Annotated in this window: 19 protein-coding genes; 4 read left to right on the top strand and 15 right to left on the bottom strand. The window is 51.6% G+C overall.

Annotation, left to right across the window (positions count from 1 at the left end; genetic code table 11):
• Nucleotides 1-11 precede the first annotated feature (11 nt).
• Nucleotides 12-1,454 (bottom strand): exodeoxyribonuclease I, encoded by a 1,443-nt coding sequence (gene sbcB, locus CPA50_RS04400; RefSeq protein ID WP_096781239.1) that lies wholly within the window; start codon nucleotides 1,452-1,454, stop codon nucleotides 12-14.
• Between the two features lie 245 nt (nucleotides 1,455-1,699).
• Here sbcB and CPA50_RS04395 point away from each other — a divergent pair, with 245 nt between their 5' ends.
• Nucleotides 1,700-2,731, top strand: coding sequence for a response regulator (locus CPA50_RS04395; protein WP_096781238.1), 1,032 nt, complete (start codon nucleotides 1,700-1,702; stop codon nucleotides 2,729-2,731).
• Between the two features lie 3 nt (nucleotides 2,732-2,734).
• On the top strand, nucleotides 2,735-3,691 hold the full coding sequence (locus CPA50_RS04390; RefSeq protein WP_096781237.1) for a GGDEF domain-containing protein: 957 nt from the start codon (nucleotides 2,735-2,737) through the stop codon (nucleotides 3,689-3,691).
• A 78-nt stretch (nucleotides 3,692-3,769) separates the two neighbouring features.
• Here the strand turns inward: CPA50_RS04390 and CPA50_RS04385 are convergent, their stop codons facing one another.
• From CPA50_RS04385 to CPA50_RS04355, 7 genes are all read right to left on the bottom strand, one after another.
• Entirely contained in the window at nucleotides 3,770-4,138 is a 369-nt protein-coding gene (locus CPA50_RS04385) for a histone-like nucleoid-structuring protein, MvaT/MvaU family (RefSeq protein WP_096781236.1), read from the bottom strand.
• A gap of 147 nt (nucleotides 4,139-4,285) precedes the next feature.
• Nucleotides 4,286-5,434: a glycosyltransferase family 4 protein gene (locus tag CPA50_RS04380; protein ID WP_096781235.1), complete on the bottom strand. Its 1,149-nt coding sequence runs from the start codon at nucleotides 5,432-5,434 to the stop codon at nucleotides 4,286-4,288.
• Nucleotides 5,435-5,439: 5 nt separating this feature from the next.
• A complete protein-coding gene (locus CPA50_RS04375; protein WP_096781234.1) occupies nucleotides 5,440-6,330 on the bottom strand; it encodes a GDP-mannose 4,6-dehydratase in 891 nt (296 codons plus the stop codon).
• A gap of 22 nt (nucleotides 6,331-6,352) precedes the next feature.
• Complete coding sequence (gene gmd, locus CPA50_RS04370) at nucleotides 6,353-7,387, bottom strand: GDP-mannose 4,6-dehydratase (RefSeq protein WP_096781233.1); 1,035 nt, start codon at nucleotides 7,385-7,387, stop codon at nucleotides 6,353-6,355.
• Between the two features lie 51 nt (nucleotides 7,388-7,438).
• Entirely contained in the window at nucleotides 7,439-8,554 is a 1,116-nt protein-coding gene (locus tag CPA50_RS04365) for a glycosyltransferase (RefSeq protein WP_227519575.1), read from the bottom strand.
• 161 nt (nucleotides 8,555-8,715) lie between these two features.
• Nucleotides 8,716-9,519, bottom strand: a complete 804-nt coding sequence (locus tag CPA50_RS04360) for a SapC family protein (protein WP_096781232.1) — start codon at nucleotides 9,517-9,519, stop codon at nucleotides 8,716-8,718.
• 208 nt (nucleotides 9,520-9,727) lie between these two features.
• Nucleotides 9,728-12,850 (bottom strand): DUF4214 domain-containing protein, encoded by a 3,123-nt coding sequence (locus CPA50_RS04355; RefSeq protein WP_096781231.1) that lies wholly within the window; start codon nucleotides 12,848-12,850, stop codon nucleotides 9,728-9,730.
• Nucleotides 12,851-13,384: 534 nt separating this feature from the next.
• Here CPA50_RS04355 and CPA50_RS04350 point away from each other — a divergent pair.
• Nucleotides 13,385-13,630 (top strand): hypothetical protein, encoded by a 246-nt coding sequence (locus tag CPA50_RS04350; protein WP_096781230.1) that lies wholly within the window; start codon nucleotides 13,385-13,387, stop codon nucleotides 13,628-13,630.
• On the opposite strand, the gene CPA50_RS04345 is transcribed toward CPA50_RS04350, so the two are convergent.
• Genes CPA50_RS04345 through CPA50_RS04315 form a run of 7 tightly spaced genes read right to left on the bottom strand, consistent with a single transcriptional unit; the run spans nucleotide 13,608 to nucleotide 25,528 of the window.
• The gene (locus tag CPA50_RS04345) at nucleotides 13,608-17,213 is read right to left on the bottom strand and encodes a glycosyltransferase (protein WP_096781229.1); all 3,606 of its coding nucleotides are present in this window, start codon (nucleotides 17,211-17,213) and stop codon (nucleotides 13,608-13,610) included. The genes CPA50_RS04350 and CPA50_RS04345 overlap by 23 nt on opposite strands.
• Nucleotides 17,210-18,847, bottom strand: coding sequence for a hypothetical protein (locus CPA50_RS04340; RefSeq protein ID WP_096781228.1), 1,638 nt, complete (start codon nucleotides 18,845-18,847; stop codon nucleotides 17,210-17,212). Before CPA50_RS04340 ends, CPA50_RS04345 begins: the two co-directional genes overlap by 4 nt.
• Nucleotides 18,844-20,130, bottom strand: coding sequence for an ABC transporter ATP-binding protein (locus CPA50_RS04335; protein WP_096781227.1), 1,287 nt, complete (start codon nucleotides 20,128-20,130; stop codon nucleotides 18,844-18,846). Before CPA50_RS04335 ends, CPA50_RS04340 begins: the two co-directional genes overlap by 4 nt.
• On the bottom strand, nucleotides 20,130-20,924 hold the full coding sequence (locus CPA50_RS04330; RefSeq protein WP_096781226.1) for an ABC transporter permease: 795 nt from the start codon (nucleotides 20,922-20,924) through the stop codon (nucleotides 20,130-20,132). Before CPA50_RS04330 ends, CPA50_RS04335 begins: the two co-directional genes overlap by 1 nt.
• A 21-nt stretch (nucleotides 20,925-20,945) precedes the next feature.
• Nucleotides 20,946-22,262 carry a TolC family protein gene (locus CPA50_RS04325; RefSeq protein WP_096781225.1) on the bottom strand — a complete coding sequence of 439 codons (1,317 nt, stop codon included), beginning with the start codon at nucleotides 22,260-22,262 and terminating at the stop codon, nucleotides 20,946-20,948.
• 2 nt (nucleotides 22,263-22,264) lie between these two features.
• On the bottom strand, nucleotides 22,265-23,767 hold the full coding sequence (locus tag CPA50_RS04320; protein ID WP_096781224.1) for an HlyD family type I secretion periplasmic adaptor subunit: 1,503 nt from the start codon (nucleotides 23,765-23,767) through the stop codon (nucleotides 22,265-22,267).
• 3 nt (nucleotides 23,768-23,770) lie between these two features.
• The gene (locus tag CPA50_RS04315; protein ID WP_096781223.1) at nucleotides 23,771-25,528 is read right to left on the bottom strand and encodes a type I secretion system permease/ATPase; all 1,758 of its coding nucleotides are present in this window, start codon (nucleotides 25,526-25,528) and stop codon (nucleotides 23,771-23,773) included.
• A gap of 294 nt (nucleotides 25,529-25,822) precedes the next feature.
• On the opposite strand from CPA50_RS04315, the gene CPA50_RS04310 reads away from it, so the two are divergent.
• On the top strand, nucleotides 25,823-26,098 hold the full coding sequence (locus CPA50_RS04310; RefSeq protein WP_179397149.1) for a DUF6447 family protein: 276 nt from the start codon (nucleotides 25,823-25,825) through the stop codon (nucleotides 26,096-26,098).
• Nucleotides 26,099-26,136: the final 38 nt, after the last annotated feature.

Raw genomic sequence — 26,136 nt, 5'->3', positions numbered from 1 at the left:
CTTCTGACCACTCAGACGTATGGAATCAACGATTCCCCATACAAGTGCAAATCCTCCAGCACCTGCCGCTTCTGAGGTGTCAACTCGGGGTCACTGGCAAGCCTTTGCAACTCAAGGCCAAAGGCCTCAAGAGAAAGCCAGCCTTTCTTGGGCGCCATCAAACGCTGAGAACGGAAGGTTTCCCAACGCTCTGCTTCCTCGCTGGTTAGTGAATCCGGGTAATTACGGGCCCGATAGCGGAACAGCAACTCCGGCAATCGCTCATCCTTGAAATTGAAGGTCTCGTCCACCAGAGCTTCCGGCGGCGTCTGCAGCACCCTGTTCAGTTCACTGCGATCTGCGGGGGAAATAAAGCCGCCTGCATAGAGCTGTTCATCCGGGTCTGTCAGGTCGCCTTCATGAGGCTGATCAAACGCCTCAGCAATTCGCTCCGGCAAGCCAGGGGCTTTCCTCAAAAGCGCGAGGTTGGCGCGAAGCGTTTCACCATTCAGTTCAAGCTCAGCAAGCCGCTCGGCAGAAAGTGTGGTGAGCATATTGGCGGGAGCCAGTACCGGGCACTTATTCAACTGCACGCCTTTCAGTGGAAAGCGCTTTGTCTCCCCCAACCGGGCCTGAGATGTAAATACCCGCTCACGAATCTGTTCAGGCGTAGCATTAATCAGTTCGCTCGGGTCTTCCCGCAGATCATAAACAATCACCAGATTTTTATTGGCAGGGTGATCTGCCAGAGGTGCCACCATAGCGCAGCAGCCGCGAGTAGCCGGGTATTTGGAGGAGATATGAAATACCGGCTTCATGGCTGCAGTATCCAGCATGGCCCGCGCTGAGTGCTTGTCTTTGTTGTTCAGGACAAAATCAAACAGCTTTGGCTGCTTTTCACGAATCAGTCTGGCAACGGCCAGGGTGGCTTCCACGTCTGACATGGCATCGTGTGCTGCTTCATGGGCGATGCCATTAGCGGTAGTCAGCGCTTCAAGTTTAAAGCTTGGACTGCCGTCTTCCTTACGCGGCCAGTTGATGCCTTCAGGCCTCAGGGCGTAGGCAAGCCGCACCATATCAATAATATCCCAACGGGAGTTCCCGTTCTGCCATTCCCGTGCGTAGGGATCTCGCAGGTTACGGTAGAGGGTGTGACGGGTAACTTCATCATCAAACCGCAGGCTGTTATAACCCACCACGCAGGTGCCGGGCTGACTGAATGCCTCGTTTATCTGAGCGATAAATTCTGTTTCCGGATACCCCTCCTCCAGAGCTTTCTGAGGTGTGATGCCGGTAATCAGACAAGCTTGCGGTGACGGAAGATAATCGTCCGCAGGTTTACAGTAGATAACCAGCGGTTCTTCGATAATATTGAGGTCTGCATCGGTTCGCACGCCGGCAAACTGGGATGGCCGGTCATGGACCGGGTCGACGCCAAAAGTTTCGTAGTCATGCCAATAGAACGAACGAATCAAAACCGGACTCCAGCTGGGGAATAGTGTGACATCAGTTTACCCGATTCTAGCCCAGCGCTTTCGCCCAAGTACATGAATGCACCTGACAAAGGCTTACCACGGGTTACAGAGTGAGCCAGGTCACAAACCCGGACGACAGAATGTTACAGCATTACAGTACCTTAATAAGCTGTAGCTTACATGTACACATACGGGCGTCCTGTTATAATTTACGGTACGTTTTCCAAACCTTTCCGGCCACAACCATGACCACCCGCATACTCATCTGCGACGATTCCGCACTTGCCAGAAAACAGATGGCCCGAGCCCTTCCCTCCGGCCTGGCGGAGACAATCCTGTTTGCCAATAACGGCGTGGAAGCTCTTGAGAAGCTGCGTGCCCATGAGGCAGATCTGATGTTTCTGGACCTCAATATGCCACAGATGGATGGCTATGCGGTTCTGGAGCACGTGCTGGCCGAAGACCTGCCCATCATGACCATTGTGGTTTCAGGCGACATACAGCCAGAGGCCAGGGAACGGGTACGCAAACTCGGCGCCATTGATTTCATCAAAAAGCCCACAGATCTGAGCGTTGTCCTGGCACTGCTTACAGAATATGGATTTTATCGCCCTGGTGATCTTGAAAACGCAGCGCTGAACGATGGCGACCTCATCTCCGACAATAAATCCGATGTGCCGGAAATCTCGGTTTCACTGAGCGATTACCTGCAGGAAATATCCAATGTTGCAATGGGGCGTTCATCAGACTTGCTTGCGCGGCTATTACGGGTGTTTGTAAAACAGCCTATCCCGAAAATCGCGTTTATTGCCAATTCCGAACTCCACATGGCTATTTCTGCCGCCCGCGACAGCAACACCTACTCGGCTGTGTGCCAGGGTTTCACTGGTGCCGGCATTGCCGGTGAAGCACTGTTGCTGTTTGCTGATGCAAGCTTTCGGGAAATGGCCAAGCTCCTGCATTATGAGACGCTCGAAAGCGAATCCGTGAACGTGGAAGTTCTGATGGACATGTCCAGCATTCTGTTCGGAGCATTCCTGAATGGCATTGGAGATCAGCTGGATCTCAAGCTGGGCCTGGGTCATCCAAGCGTATTAGGCCAGCACCGGCAAATCGCAGAACTACTGGAGCACCAGAATTCCCGGGAAGAGCAGCTTCTTTGCATCGAGATCAGCTATACGCTGGAAGGTCAGGATATGCATTGCGACATGCTGATACTGCTCACGGAAGACTCCATACCCTTCCTTGAACAACGCCTCCAATACCTGACGGACTGAACCATGGCTATAGACCAAGCTGACACCCAACCCTACCACTGGCTGGTTGATATGCTGGAATCCGTTGAAGTCGGCCTCGTAGTTCTGGACCTGGAGTTCCGGGTGCAGGTATGGAATGGCTTTATGGAAAACCATAGCGGCATTACCGCAAGCAAGATCCACAACCAGGTACTGTTTGATTTATTCCCTGACATCCCCAAAGCCTGGCTTACCCGCAAGGTGGACGCAGTTGCCCTGTTAAACACCCGGGCTTTCACTTCCTGGGAACAAAGGCCTTACCTGTTCAGGTTTCGTAACACCCGCCCCATCACCGGAACAGAAGACTACATGTTCCAGAACCTTACTATCAGCCCACTTTCGGGCAGTACCGGGGAGGTGGAGAAGATATGCCTCATGGTGTATGACGTAACAGACATCGCCTCCGGCAAGCGCGCACTGGAGCAGGCAAACAAACAGCTTGCCAGGCTCAGTATGACCGACAGGTTAACCGGCCTGCTGAACAGAGGAGCCTGGGAAAATCTCGTGGGTGCAGAATATGAGCGATATCGCCGCTATAGCCAGGCAACAAGCCTTGTAATGTTTGATATCGACTTCTTCAAAAAGGTAAACGACAACTACGGCCATCTCACAGGTGACGAAGTCATCAAACATGCCGCTGCAACAGCAAAAAGCAATTTGCGGCAATCCGACAGTATCGGCCGCTATGGTGGTGAAGAGTTCGGGATAATATTACCGGAAACCGATGCTGAAGGATCCCGCATAATATGTGAACGCATACGGCAGAGCATTGAGCATAGTATAGTCAATACCACCACCGCACCTGTTCGCTATACGGTAAGCATAGGCATTGCACAACTAAGCGGCTCTGCCAAAAGCTATACAAAATGGATGCAACAGGCCGACGAAGCTTTGTATGCTGCAAAAAAGAGCGGGAGAAACCGCGTAGTTGTTTTTGAGTAGTCTTCCAGAGCATTGTGTTTCAAACAAAAAAGGGCCGGATGATTATCTCATCCGACCCTTTTTTTAATACTCAACCAGTCAGTCTTGCTGCCAGCTTTGTACTGCATCTTTACCGTGCTTTTCACGCCACTCGTTAAGAACCTTATGGTTACCACCACGGGTTTTAACCACTTCGCCGGTATGTGGGTTCTTATAGGTCTTCATAGGACGCTTGGCACGGGTGCCAGCAGTGCTTTCCATTTTGGCTCCGGCAATGGAGGGATCGATAGCCGCCAGAATCTGAAGCACATTCTTCGGAGACTTATCGTATTCCTTCATCAACTCACGAATACTATTCTCAAACGCCAGTTCGCGTTTCAGAGCCTGATCCTGTTCCAGTTGATTAATCTCTTCCGCAAGCTTCTCCATAAGCTGCTTCTTCTGATAATAATCATTAATCTTTGCCATGGACTTAAAACCTTATTAGAAAGACAGATGGATCAATAGGTAGAATCATACAGAACACAAGAAGTATAAAAATAACGAGATAATAATACACGCAATATAGTTAACGATAAAGACATACAAATATAACTATTGAGTCATCTTTCACAATTACAACCCCTTATACACATCCAGGGTTTTCCGTGCAGTATCCTCCCACGAATACCTCACTGGTGGCAGGTGCTCTGGCATGTCGGATAATGCAGAAGCGAGACCTTCAACCAGGTTTCCCGGATCAACAAGAAATGCCTGATCCCCGGCTATCTCCGCCATAGATCCAAAATCAGAAGTGAGTATCGGTGTGCCACAGGCACGAGCTTCAGCAATCGGCAAACCAAAACCTTCGTAAAATGACGGGTAAGCAAACAATCTGGCGCCAGACAGAAGCCCCGCCAGATCAGCACGCGGCACCCGGCCAGTGAACACAACCCGGCCTCCACGCTTCCTTACAGGGTCCACCAACCGATACAGAGATTTGCTTTTCCAACCGGCGCCGCCAACCAGAACCAGTGGCAAATCTGCCTTGATGTGATCTGGCAGACAATCATAGGCCCGAACCAGCCCTGTGAGGTTCTTCCTTGGCTCCAGGGTTGCCAGCGACAGGACATACCCTTTGTAATCAAGGTTATAGTTTTCCAGTACCTTGCGAGCAGCAGTCTCCCCCAACTCCCGGATGGCACTCTCAACCCCAAGGTGTATCGGGACTACTTTGCCAGCAACGGCCGGGAAAAGCTCTGCTATTTCCTGCTGAACAAACCGGCTGTCCGTAATCACTACATCGGCCCGGTTCAAAGCTGCTGGAAGACGGCTGGAAAGAAAACGCACGCGTCTGGCAGGATGATGCTCCGGGTACCTTATGTGAGAAAGGTCGTGTACCGTCAGCACAAGCGGGCCGGAGAAGCGGAAAGGAATGAAATTAGGTTCGTGATAAATGCACTTACCAAAGCCTGCTGCTGCAGCCAGAGCCTGCCGGTCGCGCACTGACTGCCTCAGAGCGTAGGCGCCGGGCAGGGAACGAACCAGCGGCCTGCTCCGGCGAATAAACTTTGCCAGCAGACTCCGGGCACCCGCAGGCTTATCTGTGGCAGAGGAAATATCTTCTTCATCCAGCAAATTTTTTAGCTTGCCGCCCCGCAACAACTGGCCACGGAAAACGCCTGCCAGATCAACTTCCGGCTGACCAATAAGCTCACGACAAAGGTTCTCCGTGTAATAGCCAATACCCGTTCTGGGGTGTTCAAGCGAATCCAGCCGGAGCATTACCTTCACAGCTCACCCAGGCTGTACATGTCCTGCAAAGTCTGAGAAAACGGAATCAACGGCTGGCTGCCGATAACACCCACAAGCCGGCTGCTATCCCCCACAAGCAAAGGAATCTCGTTAGCCCGTACAAACTGCGGGTTAATCTCTACCTGTATACGGTAACCCGCTATCGCCGCCATCATGTCCAGCACCTGGGAGATTGAGTAGGCCTGGCCCGAACACAGGTTAACCGGTGAAACACTACTGTCTGCTTCCAGAAGCTGCACATAATAGCGGGCAATATCCCTCACATCGGAAAAATCCCGGCTTACATCAAGGTTGCCCAGCTCTATGGTCGATTCACGACGGACAAAATGGCTCACGATTTTAGGGATCAAAAACCGCTCTTGCTGCCCAGGCCCGGTATAGTTGAAAGGCCGGGTAACAGTCACAGGTAAGTGCCCGAACCCGGCTGTAACCAGGTGCTCCATAGCCAGCTTGCTGGCACCATAATGATTAACCGGTGCAGGGCACTGGCCTTCGCTGATCCGTTCTACTGCTGGCGTGCCATAAACATTGGCACTGCTTGCCACAATAATTCGGGAAGGCACAACCTCAAGTTCACTCAGCACTTCCAGAAGATTGAGCGTGCCGATCGTGTTTACACGGTAAAACTCTTCAGCAACACCATGGGCAACGAAAGACAATGCCGCCAGATGCACAACACCATGAGGACGCACTTGCCGGGCAACTGACTCCAGCGAGGCCCTGTCCTGCATATTTGCCGCAACGACATTCTCTCCATCCTCGCCACTGGCACCCATGGAGTAAACATCGTAGCCACGCTCAAGCAGCAACCTGACCACAAAGCGGCCGGTAAAGCCGCTTGCTCCAGTTACCAGAATACGTTTCATATCGCCTCCTGCTGCTGGCTCTTCAGAATGAGAAACCACTTGAGACACGAGCCACGTCAGCCTTCACCATCATGCTGCACAGTTCTTCAAGCGATGTGGTCGGCTCCCAGCCCAGTTGTTCCCGGGCTTTGGAGGCATCCCCTATAAGAAGATCCACTTCCGCCGGGCGATAGAATTCCGGATTAACAGCCACTATAGTACGACCTGAAGCCCTGTCTATGCCCCGCTCGCTCTCACCTTCACCCTCCCAGACAATATCCAGGTCAACAGCTCTGGCAGCCATGGTGACAAAATCCCGTACTGTTTCTGTGCGATTAGTTGCCAGAACAAATGTATCAGGTTCGGGGGCCTGCAAAATGCGCCACATACCCTCAACATAGTCTTTGGCATAGCCCCAGTCCCGCTTTGCGTCCATATTGCCCAGTTCAAGCTTGTCCAGGTTGCCGGTCGCTATGCGAGCCACACCATCGGTAATCTTACGGGTGACAAACTCCCGCCCGCGCAAGGGGGATTCATGATTAAAAAGAATACCACTGGAACCAAAAATACCGTGGGACTCGCGGTAGTTAACCGTCATCCAGTGGGCGTAAAGCTTGGCCACACCGTATGGACTGCGAGGATAGAAGGGCGTGTTCTCGGTTTGGGGCATGGACTGAACCTTGCCAAACATCTCCGAGGTAGACGCCTGGTAAAAACGAATATCGGGATTCACAATCCGGATCGCTTCCAGCAGGTTAACCGCGCCAATACCGGTAATTTCACCTGTGGTAATTGGCTGATCAAACGAAACACCCACAAAACTCTGAGCTGCCAGGTTGTACACTTCTTCCACTTCGGTATTTTTCAGGAGCCGTACAGCGCCACCCAGATCGGTCAGATCAAATTCCACAAGGTGTAATGAGGGGTGGGTATCAATTCCCAGCTCCTGCAGCCGCCAGAAATTGACTGAACTGGTACGCCGGTATGCGCCGTACACCTGGTATCCTTTGTTCAACAACAACTGAGCCAGATAAGCCCCATCCTGACCGGTAATACCGGTGACTAATGCCTTTTTCATTTGATAATCCTACTCACTTTAAATGTCATGGCAGCATTAACGTCAACCAATTTATGGCTGAACGCTGGCTCCCAGTCGCTGATAGATATCTGAATAAGCGCGCCCTACTTTTTCGCCGGAGAACACCTGCTCCAGCCTCTCGCGCCCTGCCCGGCCCATCTGAGTAGCCTGGGCGGGGTTTTCGGCGAGAGATTCCATTGCCCGGGCAAGGGCAGCTGCATTATTGGGGGGGATAACCAGCCCGGTTATTCCGGCCTGATTCACAAACGTGGTTCCGGTTCCTATGTCACAGCTGATCAGTGGTTTGGCATGCAACTGCCCCTCCAGCAGAGTTACACCAAAAGCCTCTGAGCGCACACAAGACGGAAACACAACACCCAGGCACTGATCGAACAATGCCTGTTTTTCATCGTCACTTACGAAGCCTGTAAAATGAACATTGGTGAGCCCAAGGGCCGCCGCCTGGGCCTTGAGCCTGCTCTCTTCTGGCCCATGCCCGGCAATGACCACCGGCAGCTTACATTGAGCAGCTGCGTCTAACAGGGTGCTCAACCCCTTGTAATACCGGAGCACCCCCACAAACAGAAAAAAACCATTGCCGTATCGCTGTAAAACCTGTGCAAGAGCCTGCTGGCCCGGTGGTGTATAGCTTTCGGGGCTGAGCCCAAGGGGGATTATGGAGCATTTATCACCCAGCCCACTCAGTACAGGACTGGAGGCATAATAATCCGGCGAAGTAGCCACAATGGAGTCAACCCGGGAGAAAAACCGGGACCTCAAAGGGCGATAAAGACGCTCCAGCATACGCTGGCGGATAATATCCGAATGGTAGGTCAATACCACCGGCTTGCGTACACCAGACAATAAGTGAACGAGATCAGCAAACGGCCATGGGTAATGTATATGAATAACATCTGCCCACTCAGCTTGTTCGCGATACAGCCGGAAGAGTTCATAGCCCATGGAACAGGAAGCTGGAGCCAGCTGAAGGGGAGCACGGATGACCCTGGCCTCCGGGCGCTCGATTTCCTCCACGCACTTTATATTAGCCAGCGTAAGCACCCGGTGCCGAACGCCAAACTTGCCCGACCCAATGCAGATCTGCCGTATGGCCTCCTCGATACCACCATGGGATTCGGGCATATAGGTGCGATAAAACTGTAGCACGTTCAACAAATGGCTCTCCGAGCACGGTACTATTTCAACACCCCTGAATTGGGTGCTCAAAACCGCGCAGTTTACCATACTGACGTGAAACTGTTATCCAGGTAGCATTATGGAAAAGTAACAATGCAATACCTGCTTTTAGCACTTGATACCCACTCAGCTCAGAAGTTAAAGCTCAGATCATCATCGTCTTCGCCGAAAAGGTCTTCCAGATCAACATCGCTTGCAGACTTAACCTGTTGATTGGCCTCGCTGCGCAACCCGTATAGCCGCGACAACCCCTGAAGACGATGCTCTGAGAGTAACTGGGCATATGCCACCGACAAGGCACCGCTACCAACAAGCTGGCCCAGCACATCTGGATTGAGGGCCCTCAATGCTGCCTCATCGATATGATACAGACCTTCAATTTTTTGCCCTTCTTCTTTCGCAGAACGCCTTGTCGTCAATGGCCAGGGCGCAACGACACCTGCATCTCCCAACTGCCTCACCAATGCCTGAGTTACAGCCGTGGCTTTCTGGAGCTTTTCCAGGAAGCCGGTAATACCCTGAGTACGCTGCGTGAGATTGCCCTCATCATCGAAGAGCCTTACAGCCTGCTCACTTGCATTTTTTTCAAAAGCCGGCGAAGCCTCATTTACACATACCACATAACGATTACTCTGCTTCCCCTTCAATAATCGGAACGGGTGAGCCCGATACCAGGCGGGGCGATAGCCACCTATCCACTGCCCACTGGTGTGCACATAGACATTCACACCGGCCTGCAGAGACTGCAGGGCGACCAACTCAAAGCTTTTGCCATTTACAGACTGCACAAAGCCAATAGCCATGGTAGGCACAACCTGTGGCAACTCTTCTGCAACTACCGGAACAAGGGTTTGCTCAAGCGCAAAAGAGCAATCCGCTGAAACCAACCCTGACTTACTATGGACGGTTTTGCTTAATGGCACATAATCGGACATGTACACCTCATATTTACTGGGTTCTGGGTATGAACGGAGGATACCACATCTGCATCAAGGCAGATAAATGACAAGAAACAGACGCAAAAACCCCGATCCGAAGATCGGGGTTTTCTTGTCTTCCTCACTCGCAACCAGAAGCTGCTTTAAGGAATCAGGCTACCAGGCCAAAGCCGCTCACCTGTAGTTCTCAATCAACGCCTATGCATTAAGCAACGTTAGTTGCGTCCATGCTAGCAGCGTCAAGCGAGTCACCAAAGTCTACACTGCCTACCAGTGTAGCTGAAGTGAAGGCCGAGCCTGTAGTGCTGTAAGACACTTCATAAACCTTGTACTCACCAAGGTTATCGTCAGCAACACCGCCGTCCCAGTTTTCAACCATTACGATAGACTTCTGAGCGTCGCCAACCAAGAAAGGTGTAGCAGCGGCCTGAGTGAAGTTAGCATTCAACCCTGCCAATACCTGAGCATTGGTCATTGTCGCGAAGTTCAGAGAAGCGTCAACTTCTTCAAGCTGAGTAACAACTACAGCATTATCTGTAATTGCGCCAGCAGCTGCGGTCAGGTCAATAACACTTCCTGCAACACGAACCTGAGAATCTGTAGATCCAGACGCTGAGGTTACATTGTTCAACCATCCACTGAAGTCCAGAACGTCACCGCCACTAACATCATCGTAGTGAACGATAGTGTCGTTGCCGAAACCACCTTGATCAAATACAACAGTATCAACAGTGCTATCGTTGGAGCTCAGTACGATCACGTCGTCGCCTGCGCCTGCATTCACTGTGTTAACACCGTTAGTAGCGGAATCCGTACCATTGGTAGTTACAACAACAGCTTCAGCTACAGTGCCATCATACAGGTTACCTACATCAACAGAAGCGATGCTGGAGTCAGAATAGGCTTCCTGAATACCTGCAAGCACGTTGCCCTGCTCGGCAGAAGATAGATCTGTCCAGTCGCCCAGAACTTCCAGCTGTACCATAGTCTCAGTACCGGCTGTTACGCCGTCTACCAAATACTCGACTATCAGGGTTCCATTGCTGTCAACACTGGCTTCAACCAGCTTGTTAACAACAGGGTCGTTGTTGATAGCACGGGCAGCAGCTTCGTACAGGTCACGCTCAGTAGTCAGATAGCCTTGGCTAGCTTCAATCTCAGCGGTAACTTCATAACCGTCAACGAAGGAATCAGCATCAGTCATTGTGACCAATTCTTCCGGCATTGCCACAGTCACTTGAACTGAACGGCCGTATAGAAGCTGGGAAGCATTAACCAATGCTGCAGTACCGGCACCGGTAGTCCCCAGGTTAGCACCACCAGCAAACAGTTCTGCTATAGCTTTGTCACCAGTGTTCTCGGTGTAGATAACGTCACTGCCTGCGCCAGTGCTGGCTGTCAGATGAGTTTCTTCACCTGTAACCGTGTCTGAACCAGAACCCAAAGTGACGAAGGCTTCGTTGATTTCAGTGTTATCTGAAGTCAAGGTAACAATGTTATCACCGCCAGCTGAAGTGATAGTCACACTAGCTGTGGTACTACCAGAAGTTGAGGTGCCAGTCACATCAGCAGTAATAACATCACTGCCTACACCGGTGTTAATGGTGAAAGCCTGCGCGTCAGAAGCACGACCATTTCCGTCGTAATCGGCAATGAAAGTTACATTTGTTGATGAACCAGAGCTGTTGAAAACTACCAGATCACTAACAGGACCGCCTTCACCGATGCTCAGGTTAGCGCCTTCAAAAGCAGTCGCATTGATCACGTTCAGGTCGGCATCAACCGTACCAATGTACAGATCGCCATTTGCACCCATAGAGTCGATGTAAATCTCTTCCAACTCGCTGCTGTTAGCACCAGACTGAACCAGTGAAGCAATCTTGCTACCGCGATCTACAGATACGTTGAAACGCTCTACACCAATATCAGAGTTAGACTCGCCACCAATGGTTACATTGCCGGCGATAGAGCCGCGACCTGCGTTGTCCAGGATCAGGTTAGTCTCAATCAGGTTGCTGGTTACTGACGGATCAACCGGCTCAGCGTTACCTGCAACAAGGAAGCCACCAGGTACAGATGCGATTGCAGCCTGAGTAAAGTCAACCTCACCGAATGTCTCACCATCAGGATCTGTCACCAGAATTTCCTGTGCAGTGAACGGCAGGGTTACGGTGTTACCAGCAACAGTTACTGTGGTGTAAGGCTCGGACAGAGTAACTTGCAGGGCAGAAAGACCCTGAGTAGCCAAAGCCGCATCGATAGCATCTACCAGACCCTGATAAGTACCGTCTGTAGAAACAACGTCTGCCAGAACAAACGATTGACCACCCAATTCAAAACCAAGCGTTACACTTACGTTCGCCAAAGGAGTAGCCGGCGTTTGAGTGCTAACGTCCGCAATGCGGATTTCCAGCTGGGAGTTGCTTGCTTCTTCCGGAGCGCGCAGCAGCGACTGGCTGTCAAACGTTGCGGAGAAGTCAGTATCAAAACGGGTATCGCGAATACCGAAGGTAACATCCTTGGTAACGTTCAGGTTGCTGCCGTTCAGGTTCACGTTTACGAAAGACACATCAGCATCGCTGAAGTTGGACCAGTATTCTTCTACGTTCGCCATGCGAGTAGTGTTGATGGTCACATCTTCCAGAGCTTCGATGTAAACTTCTTCAATGTTCGAAGTGATCGGGCGCGGAGCCAGAGCGTTGTCTTCGAATTCGTTCTGAGATGTGTAATCACGAATCATGGTCGCTTCGATCATGTCGCGACCTGCGCCACCATCAAGAACGTCGCCAGTAGCGAATTCGTTAGCCAGATCGCCGTCCTGGTTCTGGCCAACGTTACCGTAGAAGGTGTCGTCGTCGTCAGTACCAGTTACAACGTCACGGCCTTCGCTCAGCAGAATGGTCTCGCCAGGAACAGTTGGAGTTGGAACTTCGCCATCTGCATCTGTTTCTGCCTGAGCTGCTACCACAGAAGCATCCAAAGCAGCACGATCAGCCGCGCTGGCGCCATTAATAAGGGCGTATACCAGCAAATCTGCAGGAACGCTAGCGCCTTCACCGGTAATCCAGTAGTCAGCGCCTGCGCCCGGGGCACGGTCAAACAGGTTGTCATATAAGGCAGCAACAATATCTGCGCGGCTATTGCCTGAGTCGTAAATTGCCTGACCTTCAGCCTGCTCGTTAACAAAGTTCGAACGAACTTCTTCCAGAGTAAGCGTTCCGGAGTTGATCTCATTAACCCAGTATTCAAACCCTACCGCATCAGCAGCGCGACCCAAAAGGCCGACGTAGAGCTGCTGAACCTGTTCTTCAACAGTGTAAGTTGCCATAAACTTTTACTCTCCATTAGTTAAGTCGAATCGACTAATTTCAGGCTTGGCATTTGCCAATGGCATCCGTCGATGCCTGCCTGACATGTACTTACCTCCACGGCTACCCCGTAAAGATAGAACATCCCAGTTACAACACAAAGAGCCTGGTCTTTAAGCTGTAAATTCTTATGCGCCGAGGGCTGCGAGTTTTTACCGATCAAAACTCTAACAGCTTACCGGGCTTGCGACAAGGAAATCGCTTTAAATTCCGGTTTTTAATCTCTCTACTCCGGGCCGGCTCGCCCAACTCAGGAACGATTTATAACGCAGCCTCGAAGCCGCGTCAACCGGCTTACTGTCGGGTTTTGTAAAGATTAATATAACGCTACAATTTATGTTTACCCACACATTAAATTACACTTATACACACTTCACTGGACAGTATAGAATGATGACGGTAACCTGAAAGTGATACCACTTTAAGACTTACTCCTGTTAGCACCCTCACCTCATTATTAATTATTTTGCCTCCCTCCGGAGAAAGAACACTTTATGGTCACTTTTTGGCAGCGACTCCGTGAACGCGACAAGCAGCAGCACTTTTTTGTTTCTTCGGTTCTAGTGCTCTGCTCCGCGCCGTTCGGGCTCCCAGTTGCACTGGCAGGCACCTTTGCCATTGGCCTTGGCAAGGAAGTGTGGGATCGTTTCTACGGCTCTGGTTTCTGCTGGTATGACATGCTCGCCAATACTCTGGGAGCTCTGGCCGGCGCCGGGGTTATTCTCCTGTTTGGCGGTTAATCCAGAGCGAACGCACCATATTAAAGGTACGCTTAGCAATCACAGGGTAAGCACGAGATTCACGCCAGCGTGTCACTCCGCCAGAATCCGGCAACCCTTTACCTGCCAAAGCCTGAACCAGGCCTTCTTTCAGAGCTTCGGCGCTAGTCCCTTTCAACATGGTTACTGCAGGTGCTACATCCGCGAAAACAGGCAGTGGCGTAACCAGTACCGGGCGACCAGAAGCTATGGCCATTTTCACAGCACCACTGGAGGACTCACCCGTATTCTGGTACGGCATGGCTATTACTGTAGCCTGCTGCAGCAGGCCAATGCTTTGAGCATCTGGCAAAAAGCGGTGTTCGGCATATACCGATTCCTCCAGCCCCAAGGTTGTTATTCGCTGGTGCAGACTCTCAATAAATTCGCCAGAAACAGGCTCCTGGTGCTCTGAATTAAGCAACATTAATACGAGCTCAGGGTATTCCAGTCGCAATTGAGCGAATACATCTACCAATTCCTCCAGGCCCTTGTGGGGCAAGGCAAAACCATAAGACGCAATGCAGGGGCGACCGGCGAACGGCCAGTTTACCGGGCCTGCTTCAATACGGGCAACGCCGTGGGGTATCAGCACCGCATTACTTACTATGCCAATATCAGCCAGGCAATTGATGTCTTTAACTGTGTGCACAATTACCCTGTCTGCCAGTTCCAGTGCCGTCTGAAGGTTAGCCACGGCCTTCCGGGGCTCCGGGTCTGAGGTGGAATGCAGAGTAAGAGTAACCACCAAACCACGGTTTTTCAGGGTTGCGATCAGGTGCGTCAGTGCCTGGTAATCATAAAAGTAGTAGTTCATCTGGATAACAACAGCATCCAGATTTTCTGCAAGCAACTGCCTGGCCAGATCTTCGAGCGTGTCGTTGTCATCGAGCTGCCAGCAACGCTTCACAACAGGGCTATTATCTGTTTCAGTTTCCGGCTCGCTGGTGTACGGGGCAAAAACAGTAATTTTGTCTTCGGCATTCTGTTCAATCAAATGCTGTGAATAGGTGGCCAGGCCACAACGCTGATTAAAAGTACTCACCCATCCTATATTCAAAGGCCGCTTCAGGTTTTCGTGTTGCCGACGCTTGATGATACTTTCAGTCTGGTTAGCCAGGCGCATAGCCACTTGCTCCCAGGTAAAATGTTCACGCAGGCGGCTAGCAGCCATAATGGACTTATGCTCGCGCTCACTTTCGCTGGCGTTAAAAACTACCTGTAGCTGGCTGGCGAGATCTTCAACGCCGGGATTCGCCCACAAAGAGTCGCTCAAGTTGAAATGGGTATCGGCCGGCTCAAATTCAAAGCGGACCAGCCAGGCGGTGCTTTCATCACAAAAGTCCATCTGCCCACTCCATCCTGTAGTAATAACCGGCAAACCGCTTAGCATCGCCTCGGCTAACGGCAGACCAAAACCTTCGGCCTTACTGGGCGCGATCAATGCATGGCATTGCTGATACAGGCTTTTCAGCTGACCATCTGGCAAATCCTCTTTAATTACAATCACACGCGGGTAATCCGGATTGGCACTTTGATGCTCGGCCAGCAGCTGGTCTACGTTATTGTGCGGGTTGTCAAAGGTTTTGATTACCAAGGTAACGTCCTGGTGCCGGCTAAATGCTATTCCCCACGCCTGCAGCATCGCGTCGATGCCCTTGCGGGGAAAACAGGAAGATACATGGAGGAAGCGGAAGCCGGGAGCTACCAGCGGGTATGCCTGCGGCTCCACTCTATCCCAATGGTCTACCCCACAGCCACTGACTGCCATCGGAAGGCATACACCATTGTCTATCAGTACTTTTTGTACGTGCTCAGACAAGCAGGTAAGCCCCGTAAGGTGCTGATTGAAATTGCCAACCCACTCCTGCGGAAAGCCAGTTTCTTCCCAGGCATACAAATGCAATAGCCGGGTATCTGATGCCATGTCGTGCACCCTGGGTGGGTACAGATTGCGGCTGGTTATTTCCGGCTGCAGCATATTCTGCTGGCTTCGGCTAACCATTTGGGCCACGTCGGGATTATCAGCCAGAAACTCCTCTGACGGAGCAAAGTCACCCGGGCCTTCAGTGGAGTGCAGGCTGACAGTCTGACCTATCGCCGTCAAACCACGAGCAATTTCCCGATTGAGCAGGGCCAAGCTATAGCTGGAGTCGAATGGGCCTTCAATGCGCCAGTGTCGTTGATGTTCTGGCAGCCGGTACTCAAGAGCCAGGTCGTTGGCGGCCAAGCAGTTTGCAATCTGTCGCAGGCGATGATCTTCCATTTGCCAGATGGAGCACAGACGGGCCAGGTGGCTGATGCGATCAGGCTTGTCTGCCTTCCCAGCAGGCCGGTACTCAGAAACAATTTGCTCGGCGTGCACCAGGAGCTTTTCAGCAGTTTTACGCCAACAGAACTTTTTCGACTGTTTCAGGCCGTGCTCACGAAGTTGTTTACTGAATTCAGGCTCAGTTACTACGCGGGTTATCAGGCTAGCCAGCCGGGGAATGTCATCCGGCCCGAACATGGCGGCCTCCAACCCCATAACTTCAGGCAGGCTGGTAGTGTTGGCACAGAGTACAGGAGCGCCACAGGTCATGGCCTCAAGAACTGGAAGACCGAAACCTTCATGCCGGGAAGGAAACACAAACACACTGCACCGGTTGTACAATACGTTCAGGGTTTTCTGAGCTATGAAGCCTGTATAGATAATATGCTCTGGCGGTATTCCATGATTTCCGGCAAAACGGCTCAGGCCAGCCCGATCGGCTTCACTGAACTTGCCCACAAGCACCAAACCAAGATCATTCTTTAGCGCCCCGTCCAACTGGCTGAAAGCTTGCAACAGGGCATTAAGGTTTTTGCGCTCGTCTGCCGCACCGCTATACAAAATATAACGCCTGGTTATACCTAGTTCAGCCAGAGTGTGACTGCAATCTTCACTGGTACCATCCAAAGGGTAATAACTGTCATCACATGCAGTCGATATAGTAATAACTGAGCCATCAGGCTGCTGCAAGTGGTCTTCAAATTCCTTCCGTGCACTCTCAGATATTGCAAAAATAACATCAGCACAGTGCAGGCTTTTCAGTTTGTGGTAGTACCATTCATGTATAAGCGGATCGCCCAGGTATTGTTCAGGGCTGATCAGCGGAATCAGGTCGTAGCCTATTACGCCTACGGCATATTGCCGGGCCCGGGAAATCTCGCACACATAGTTATCGGTCATCCCCTCAAACAGTGAACCGATGAGCACGAAATCAGGCTCCAGACGGGCAATAAATTCGTCACGGAGAGACTCACCAACACGAATAATACCCTGATTAGGGCAGCCCGACTCAGCGGTATCCGGCGGCGCATGAAAAATCCTGATGTGAACACCCTCAAGCAGCGGCCCCCATTGCTGACGCAGCTCGTCTATCAATTCGGGGTGATAGCCGTTGAATAGCAGAGTTATATTGTGTGGCTGAGGCCTCGCTTTGTTAATAGTCAGCAGGGCTTTAACAAGGGAGTTCACGTAATGCCCAATGCCGCGGTAACGGCTACTGGTTTGCAAACACTGAAGATCTATAAGGAGCTTCATGATCCCCCCTGCTGGCTATCGTCATTTTGCAGACTATCTACAGCAGCCACCAACTGGCTGTATATAACACGGGATCTTGGGGTAAGCATTACCAGGCTATCTCGCTCGGGCAGAACCGGGGCATGCCTTAGCCGGTACAACCGGGCCGCCAGCCAGGGCACTTTGTTCACTGTGGATACCATAATGCCGCGCACTCTCGGGTACCCGCGGCTATAGTGTTCAACCGCCAGAATCATCACTTTAAGGCGACGCATAACTCCCGCCCTGATGGCCTGATGATCGCCTTTACGCAAATGCCTGGCAGCCATAACTCCAGCACGCAAAGGCGCCGTAATTCGCCAGGAGCGACTGCTGAGCAATTCCTGGCGACTGCTGAGCAATTCCTGGTAGTTACTCAGCAATTCCTGATGACTGTTTTGCAATTTCTGGTGGCTGTCCCGGGCCATGGCAAGCTGCCTGTTCATCAGGCTGACTTCCGTCTGGCTTTGTTCAATATTCTGTTCAGACTGCTGTAGCTGCTGGCGCAATTTGTCTTCACGGCGATGCGAGGCCTGCAAAGCGGCGTCTGAGCTGGAATGAAGATCTACCACTAGTTGTTGTCGCCGCTTAAGCAAATCGCGGTAACGGGCGAGGTCTCTGCTGTGGTCCGCTGAGTCTGTGGCGACATCCCGTTCCGGAGCTGCCTGCTCCCGTAGTGTGAGTATTTCACTAAGGACTTGCCCAGACAGCCCTGCTTCCCGCCAACATTTATGAACAGTAGCTTCCAGCGTTTGAAAGTGTGCCTCTTCTGCCCGGCTGAAAAGCGACACAGGGCTTTTACAATCCCTGAGATTCAGACCCTGGATACCCAAAGCAGCAAACTTTTCCGTCACTTGTTTCTGTATATCTGGCTTTGCACTGAGCTGATCAATGTTAATCAGCAGGTCTGCATGCTTATTTGCCTCCTGAAGGCCCAGCAACCATAGCGTGTAAAATGCTATGTAAGCGTTATCCGGGGTTAATGGGCGATTGGCAAACCAGTCCTGGGTCACTTCCAGACTTTCTCCATGCATGGAGATAAAGCCAATATGCTCGCTGACCCTTTCAATCAGTGCGGGACGTTGCGGAGCATTAAAAATCAGCTGGGTGGTCAGATCAAAGTAGGAAGACACCTGATAAGACCACCACTGATCCCAGGGATTACGCCATAGATAAGCATGAAACCCACCAAGATTTTCGCGCATAGCCTGTATGCGGCCAGCCGAACGGCACTCCTGAATCAGTGGCCGGCTGGCCGCATTTTCAATCAGTGCTCGCCAGTAGTTCAGCCCTCTACAATTTTCCGGGCCACCAAAATAGCCGTTGTATATATCATCTTCCTGCAGGTGCGGCAGAACCTGATCAGCCACTTCGTGCAATTCGGCAAAGTAAGGCCGCTCCATTTCCGGGTGACGAAGAGTTTCAGCTTTTAGCGAATCCCGGCTGTCGTTCAGTATATTGGAGTTATTCAGGGCTTTTGCCGCAATTTCATGCAGTGGCTCCTGATAACAGGTGTAACCAGCACCCAGGCGACGAAAAGCCTGATACAGGTAGGTACTACCAGTACGAAATAACGCATGCAGAAAAACAGGCTGCTTTTGAGCTGACGGGGTCATTCCAGGCGCTCCTCGATACCAATTTCGACGGGCACATTGATCAACCCCGATTTCACAGTGGTATTGTCATCTGTTCGTACACGGAAAAGCAGGGTGTCCAGTCTGCGATGCAGGAACACCAACTCTTTACTGCGATCGTCCCGCACACCACAGTTCACATAGTAAACCCCAGGCGCAAAAGCATTAGCCAGGCAGTACTTGAGAGTAAGGGTTTCGTTTTTATGAAAGCGACGACCGCTAAAGGCAGGATGATCACTGGTATCAAGGCCGAACAGACTCAGCCCCTCCCGGGTTTTTATCATAAAAGCAAAAACAGCATGATCTACTGCCTGGTTAAAACGCACACGGGTTTTCAGCACCATAGGCTCACCACTGCCAAACATATTGACAGTATCTCCGTCCCGATTTTCCAGCCACACCGCCTCTATTGTGGCCCGCCCATCGCCATAACTTATTTCACAGTCGGAAGTGAGCGCTGTGTCCAGCTTTCCCTGGCTTTCGTTGTCTTGTTGAGCGGACTCTTCTGGCTCAACCTCCAACATTGCAGGAGCACTCCCCCCAAACAGATATTTCTCGTAGCTATCGCAAACCGTTTTTGCAGGCCCATAAGCAGCCACCCGGCCTTGCTTCAAAAACACGGCACGTTTGCACAGTTTTTTTACAGCGTCTATATCGTGGGTAACAAATAGTAACGTAGTGCCTTCTTCCAAAAATTCGTTAATTCTACGAAAGCACTTACGCTGGAAGGCTGCGTCGCCTACCGAGAGAGCTTCATCGATGATAAGAATATCCGGCCGAATGGCCGTAGCCAATGCGAATGCCAGCCGTACCTGCATGCCACTGGAATAAACTCTTACAGGCTGATCCAGATACTCCCCTATGCCCGCAAATTGTTCTATGGCTGGCAGTTCATCCTCAATCTGCTGTGGTGAAAGCCCCTGCAACTGGCCAGCCATAAATACGTTCTGCCGCCCGGTAAAATCCGGGTGAAAACCCATACCCAGCTCCAGTAGTGCAGCAATACGACCATTAACGCTGATATGTCCTACAGTAGGATGCGTGGTGCCGGTAATCAATTTCAGCAACGTACTCTTGCCGGCTCCGTTAACTCCGAGGATGCCCACAGCTTCGCCCCGAGGCACTTCAAACTGAATATCCTGCAGCACCCAGTGCAGGCTGTGGCGCACTCGATTACCCGGCAACAGCCACTCACCCAGACGCGACCATTTGCCAGGGTATTGCTTATAAGCCTTACCCAACCCGGTTACAGATATTGCGGTCATTACAACTCGTCTACTATTTCGTTTGCATGTTTACGGAACAAGTTGACCGCCAGCAGAAAAAATACAACAGCTACAGCTATAGTCGGTAAAAGGCTTGTCCAGTCCGGAATTTTCCCTAATGTGAAGAGATCCTGATAGGCGGATATGAGGCTGGTCATGGGGTTAAGCTGTATGATGCTTTGAAGGCGATCTGGCAAGATCTCCAGCGGGTAGACAATAGGTGTAAGCCAGAACCAGAACTGCAGAATGACAGTATACAGCTGACCTACATCGCGAAAAAACACATTCAGCACCGCCAGCATCAGACCAAGGCTACCGGCCAGGAAAAGCTGAACAGCCAACACCGGGAGCCCTGTCAGTACAACCCAGCCCGGGAAGTTGCCGGTAACCACAAGAAATATGGCAAACAATATGAATATAATCAGGAAGTTAAGCCCGGCGCTTGCGATAACAGTCACTGGCAAGCAATACCAGGGAAAGCTGAGTTTTTTCAGAAGGTTTGCATTATCCAGAAACATATTTTGTGTACGGCTGGTAACCTCTGAAAACAACCCCCAGGTAAGAACGCCTGAACACAAATAGATGCTATAGGCGTACTGACTTTCAACTCCGGGCAGCTTGGCCCGCATGATCTGCGAAAAAATCAGGGTGTATACCAGGATCATGGACAGCGGCTGGATAACCGCCCATGCCACTCCCAGCAGCGAGTTCATATACTTGCTCTGAAACTCTCGCTTCACACTGCCGGTTATGAAGTTCCGATAAAGCCATAGCTGTTGCGCGATTCGTATCATGAGCGCTTTACACTGACCCGATTAACTGGCTGTTGCATTGCGAACCTCGTTGATCGTGAGTGTTCCCGCTACCTGGCGCAATTCGAACTGCAACATATGATTCTGGTGCACTTCATTTACAAGATTACGGCGAATGTCAGAGAGGCGCGTTCGGCTGTCCAGCAAATCATTTAAACTGCGCACTCCCCCAACAAACCCTTTCTCGGCCGCTTCAAGTGCGGCACGAGCTGACTTTTCAGCAGTGATCAGTGCCTGAATCTGAGCGTAGCTGCCCCGCAGTTCTTCTGTAATTCTGGAAATTTCGACACTGACCATGTTGTCGCTGTCTTTGACCGCATACTCCGCCGCATACATGCTCTGGGTCGCCTGTCGCACCCGGGATGAGGTGCTGCCACCTTTATAAATAGGCAACTTGAGCTGCAGCTCAACCCGGCTCTCTTGCCGAAGATCAGTAGCAAAGGTGTCGTTATCAGTGTAGCGGGCATTCAAATACAGTTCCGGCCAGTGAGCGCCACTTTCGGCCTTTCTGGTAGCTTCTGCCAGGTCCAGCTCACCTTTAGCCTGCCTGATCAGCGCAGAGTTTTCGGCCGCCAGCTGTTCCCAGTTTTTCTCAAGAAGAGAAGGGGTATTGCGCCAAATTTCCCCTGACACAGGATGCAGCCCCTGCTCTCCCACTCGAATCCCGGCAACAGCTTCAAGATTTTTTATTGCCGCTCGATAATTATGCCTGAGGCCGGCGAGCTCTGCCGAAACCTCATCTATTCTGGCTTGAGCATCCAATGTATCCGCACGCGTGGCAAAACCTCTGGAAAGCATATTCTCGAGTTGATCCAGCCTGCGTTCGTGGCTTGTACGCTCATCTTCCACAATAGCAATTTGCTCATGCAGCATCTGTGCCCGCAAGAAGGCCTCTATTACAGAATAACCAATTTCAAGCTCCCGACCAGCCAGTTCTTCTGCCGCCAGCTTCTCTCCGGCTTTGGCACGCTCGATTTCCTTGAATGCCTTGCGGGAATAGACCACCTGGATCAGGCTGAGATCGTACCGGGTATGCTCGTCCTGATCGGAGATACTGCTCTGCAAATCGAAATCCCGGGTATAGTCAGATACACCGTAACTGGCAGAAGCCTCAACCTGAGGGAGTACTCCCGCCCATGCCTGCCGAACCCCTTCCTTCTCTGCCTGATAGGAATACTGCTGGCTTTGCAGACCGTAGTTCTTTTCCAGCGCACTCTGGTAAACATCAACCAGGCTTATTTCACCCGAACTCTGAGCAAGTGCAGGCGCCGCTGCGACAAACGCAGTAAAACTACAAACTAAAATTGAGATTAGCTTCATCTTCACTCCTCCCGGAAAGCGCGTTCAACCATGCGCGTTACCGGGTCCAACAAATACTGAAGCACAGTACGCTCTCCGGTCTTGATCATGACTTCGGCTGGCATGCCTGGCACCAGGTACATGCCCTGGTTTTTCATTACTTCGAGCCCGGCGTCAGTCACCCTTATTCTGGCTTCGTAATAACGCTCTTCACCGTTCTCAATTTTCAGTGCGTCTGCAGAGATGCCTGTCACTTCACCCTCAATAAGATCTGCCATCTGCTGATTAAACGCAGACAGCCTGACGTCGGCAAACTGACCAACCGCTACTCTGTCGATATCCTGGGGCTGCACTCTTACCTGAACTGTATAATCCTGGTCGCCCGGGACTATTTCCATCAACGTCTCTCCAGGCCGCACGATACCCCCAACGGTATGCACTGCAAGATCTACAACGGTTCCACTAACCGGTGAAATAATCGTGGTTCTGTCGAGTGTGTCCTGAAGAGCGGTTTTTCTGGCCCGCATGTCCGCAATACTTTGCTGGGTTTCACGCAAGAGTTCGGCAACTTCTTCAGCGTATTGCTGCTTGGTGACCAACGCCTCAGAGCGGGTCTCACCAATCTTTATCTCCAGCTCCGATAACTTCGACTCATTCCCCGCTTTCTCGCCCTGCAGGCGATACAACTCTCTCTGCATTTCGTTGATACGATTACGGTCAGCCAGTTCCTGGTCGAAAAGCTCCTGCCAGTTCGCAAGCTCTTCCTCGTAACTGGCTATTCGTGAATCGAGATTTCGGTTCATATCCCGCAGCCCTTTCATCTGCTGGGTAAGTGCCCGGACTCTCTGTTTGTATATGCTTAGCTGGCCCTGCAAGGATTCTGTCCGGGATTTGAACAGCTCCTTCTGGCCTTCAATAATATTACGTACAGAGGGATTATCCTGCGCTGTCAGCTCTTCAGGGAATTCGATTTTTTCAGCCCCGACACGCTCAGCCCTGAGTCTTGCTTCGCGCCCCAGCACCTCACGGAGCTCGGACTCGATAATATTGAGTTCTGCACGGGGCTTTGTGTCTGACAGAATTACAAGCGGGTCACCACTGTTTACCCTGGAGCCATCGCGGACCATCAAGCCTTCAATGATGCCACCTTCAAGGTGCTGAACCACTCGATTCTGGGACTCAACAACTACCCGGCCTGCTGCAATGGCGGCACCATCCAGCCTGGCAAAAGCGGCCCAGCCACCGGCACCAACAAAGGTAACAAGCAGTATGATTATTCCTGCACGAACCCGGCGGCTATAATCCGTAGGAATGCCGCTTTCATCGGGGCCACTTTGGTTTTTGACCTCCCGGACATATTCAGCGGGCAGCTCGCTTTCATCTACCTCTTCCCAGGCTTCCTCCTGCTCGCCATTCTCTGTTACCTGAGCGGGGTTTTCGTCTGCCGGGTAACTTCCAGTTCTCGGACCCGAGGATTTATGGGTGCTGCTTTCCGGCTGATCACTGCGGTCTTTGTCGTTTGCCATGGATTACGCCTCACCCTCTTTATTCGATTTGCTTCCACGCCCTTTGCTTCCCTGGCCAATTGCAATCTGACCCTCCTGGAGCGCTCGCATTACATCATCCCGCTGCCCGAAGCCGACAACCTGACCATCTGCCAGCACCAGCATCTTGTCGACGAGGCGAAGTATAGGTTTGCGATGAGTGATCAGTATGACTGTAATCCCTTTGGCCTTGAGCTGTTCCAGGGCATTCAGCAAAGCCTGCTCGCCCTGATCATCAAGGTTACTATTGGGCTCATCCAGCACAATCAGACTGGGGTTTCCATAGACTGCTCTGGCAAGACCAACACGCTGCCTCTGCCCACCGGACAATACACCACCAACAACCGCAATTGGCGTGTCATAGCCATTGGGCAACCTCAGAATCAATTCATGAACCCCGGCCAGCCTGGCAGCGGCAACCACTTTTTGCGGATCCAGCTCACCAAAACGACATATATTTTCGCTGATAGTACCTTCAAAAAGCTCGATATCCTGGGGCAAATAACCAACATGAGGGCCCAGCTGCCCCTTATCCCATTGATGAACATCAGCTCCATCAAGGCGAACAGAGCCGTTAGCAACGGGCCAGACTCCGAGCAAGGCTCTGGCAAGACTTGATTTACCTGCCGCACTCGGGCCTACGATTGCAAGCATGTCGCCCTTGACCAGCTCAAACCCAACGCCCCGAAGCGCTGGGGCCTGAGCCCCCGGAGGCACGACAACAAGCGATTCTACTTTCAGCGCTCCCTCTGGTGCTGGAAGCGGCATAGGTTGCTGATCTGAATGATAGGTCCGGAAAAGCTCCTGCAAACGTTCATATGCAGACCTGGCCGACGAAAACCCTTTCCAGGAACCTATCATCAGGTCCACCGGGGCCAGTGCCCTGCCCATCAAAATGGAGCCGGCGATAACCATACCGGAGCTGATCTCCTGCTCAATGGCAAGGTAAGCACCCAGACCAAGCATCAGCGACTGAAACATCATGCGCAGGGTCTTGGAAGCATTGGAAATTATGCCGGCCCTGTCACTGGCAGTGCCCTGATTCAACAAAAAGTCCAGGTGTCGCGTCGCCCAACGCTTCTTGAGGTTATTCTCCATACCCATGGCATGGACCACTTCAGCATTGCGAAGGCATGAACCGGCGTATTGGGTTGACTGGATACTGGCCTTGCCTGCACTCGCCAGCATTGACCCTGTCAGCTTTTCGTTCGCAAACGCCAAAGCGATGAGAATGAGGGCTGCAATGATGGAGAAAACACCGAACCAGGGGTGAAAAACAAAGAGGATAGCGATAAAGATTGGCAACCAGGGGCCGTCAAAGAACGCTATTGGCCCCTGCCCGGTCAAATACTGCCTTAATGTGGTCAGGTCCGTTAAAGGCTGGGCACCCTGCCCTCCGGGCTTATCAATGGCCTGCTTGAACATCGCCGAGAATATCTTGTCGCCTACATCCCTGTCTATGTTGTTACCGATGCGCACAAGTATGGCAGAGCGGACCATTTGCAGCAGTGCAAGGGTGATGAACAGACCCACAACAACCAATGTGAGCATGATCAGCGTATCTTCGCTGCGACTGCCCAACGCCCGATCGTATACCTGCAACATGTAGATCGCAGGGACAAGCATCAAGAGATTGATAAACAAACTAAACACACCAACAGAGATAAAGCCGCGCTTGCACTGCCTCAGAGCCAGTTCCAGCTCTGTGCGTTCGGCTTTCTCAGGGTTCGCTTTTCTGGACATAACAGCGGTACCAGTTTATTGAAGAAGTGCATCACTATGGTTGGTGCTCTAACTCAGACATCAGGGTGCCAGTATTGCGGCGCCACAGCCCGTCCCACGAGTGGCGGCCATTCTAGGCAGCGCATGACGGAGTGTCAACGAACACCCGGGCGCCCCATTACCTCACTGAAAGAAAGGCAAGGGAAGCCTGCATTCCCGCCCTTAATGGTTCCGAACAGGTAAACTTCAACCCTTTCAGAGAGTGCATTTAGCCTGTGTCAAAAAATTAATATCTCCAGGCAAAGAAAAAATCGCTTGCTTCGTGTATCTTTTGCACCTGTGTTACTTTCCTCACCTACATTACTTAGCAAATTCACTCACGACATTACTGGTGTTGTTATGGAAAGCATTACGCTTGACGGAAAAACCTACAAACTGGAAGATTTGCCCTCAGAAGGCAAACTACTTGCGCGCCAGGCAACAGCAACGCAAACGCACATAAAAAAACTGGAAGCCCGGCTGGCCATTGCCAATACAGCGCAATCCAGCTACGTGGATCGCCTGCGAAAGCTGGCCACCAAGACCGCGTAACAGGCCTCCGTTTTTACTCAGAACTAAATTTATCGAGA

Origin of the sequence: Marinobacter sp. ANT_B65 (assembly GCF_002407605.1) — a bacterium.
Lineage (GTDB): Bacteria > Pseudomonadota > Gammaproteobacteria > Pseudomonadales > Oleiphilaceae > Marinobacter.
The sequence above is the reverse complement of the archived record's forward strand: the minus strand, read 5'-3'. Positions and strand labels throughout refer to the sequence as shown.

Excerpts from the sequence above, each read along its gene's own strand:
- CPA50_RS04355 (WP_096781231.1), bottom strand. The coding sequence starts at position 12,850 with ATGGCAACTTACACTGTTGAAGAACAGGTTCAGCAGCTCTACGTCGGC.
- CPA50_RS04335 (WP_096781227.1), bottom strand. The coding sequence starts at position 20,130 with ATGACCGCAATATCTGTAACCGGGTTGGGTAAGGCTTATAAGCAATAC.
- CPA50_RS04390 (WP_096781237.1), top strand. The coding sequence starts at position 2,735 with ATGGCTATAGACCAAGCTGACACCCAACCCTACCACTGGCTGGTTGAT.
- CPA50_RS04330 (WP_096781226.1), bottom strand. The coding sequence starts at position 20,924 with ATGATACGAATCGCGCAACAGCTATGGCTTTATCGGAACTTCATAACC.
- CPA50_RS04395 (WP_096781238.1), top strand. The coding sequence starts at position 1,700 with ATGACCACCCGCATACTCATCTGCGACGATTCCGCACTTGCCAGAAAA.
- CPA50_RS04385 (WP_096781236.1), bottom strand. The coding sequence starts at position 4,138 with ATGGCAAAGATTAATGATTATTATCAGAAGAAGCAGCTTATGGAGAAG.
- CPA50_RS04345 (WP_096781229.1), bottom strand. The coding sequence starts at position 17,213 with ATGAAGCTCCTTATAGATCTTCAGTGTTTGCAAACCAGTAGCCGTTAC.
- CPA50_RS04340 (WP_096781228.1), bottom strand. The coding sequence starts at position 18,847 with ATGACCCCGTCAGCTCAAAAGCAGCCTGTTTTTCTGCATGCGTTATTT.
- CPA50_RS04380 (WP_096781235.1), bottom strand. The coding sequence starts at position 5,434 with ATGCTCCGGCTGGATTCGCTTGAACACCCCAGAACGGGTATTGGCTAT.
- CPA50_RS04320 (WP_096781224.1), bottom strand. The coding sequence starts at position 23,767 with ATGGCAAACGACAAAGACCGCAGTGATCAGCCGGAAAGCAGCACCCAT.
- CPA50_RS04325 (WP_096781225.1), bottom strand. The coding sequence starts at position 22,262 with ATGAAGCTAATCTCAATTTTAGTTTGTAGTTTTACTGCGTTTGTCGCA.
- CPA50_RS04375 (WP_096781234.1), bottom strand. The coding sequence starts at position 6,330 with ATGAAACGTATTCTGGTAACTGGAGCAAGCGGCTTTACCGGCCGCTTT.
- CPA50_RS04315 (WP_096781223.1), bottom strand. The coding sequence starts at position 25,528 with ATGTCCAGAAAAGCGAACCCTGAGAAAGCCGAACGCACAGAGCTGGAA.
- gmd (WP_096781233.1), bottom strand. The coding sequence starts at position 7,387 with ATGAAAAAGGCATTAGTCACCGGTATTACCGGTCAGGATGGGGCTTAT.
- CPA50_RS04350 (WP_096781230.1), top strand. The coding sequence starts at position 13,385 with ATGGTCACTTTTTGGCAGCGACTCCGTGAACGCGACAAGCAGCAGCAC.
- CPA50_RS04360 (WP_096781232.1), bottom strand. The coding sequence starts at position 9,519 with ATGTCCGATTATGTGCCATTAAGCAAAACCGTCCATAGTAAGTCAGGG.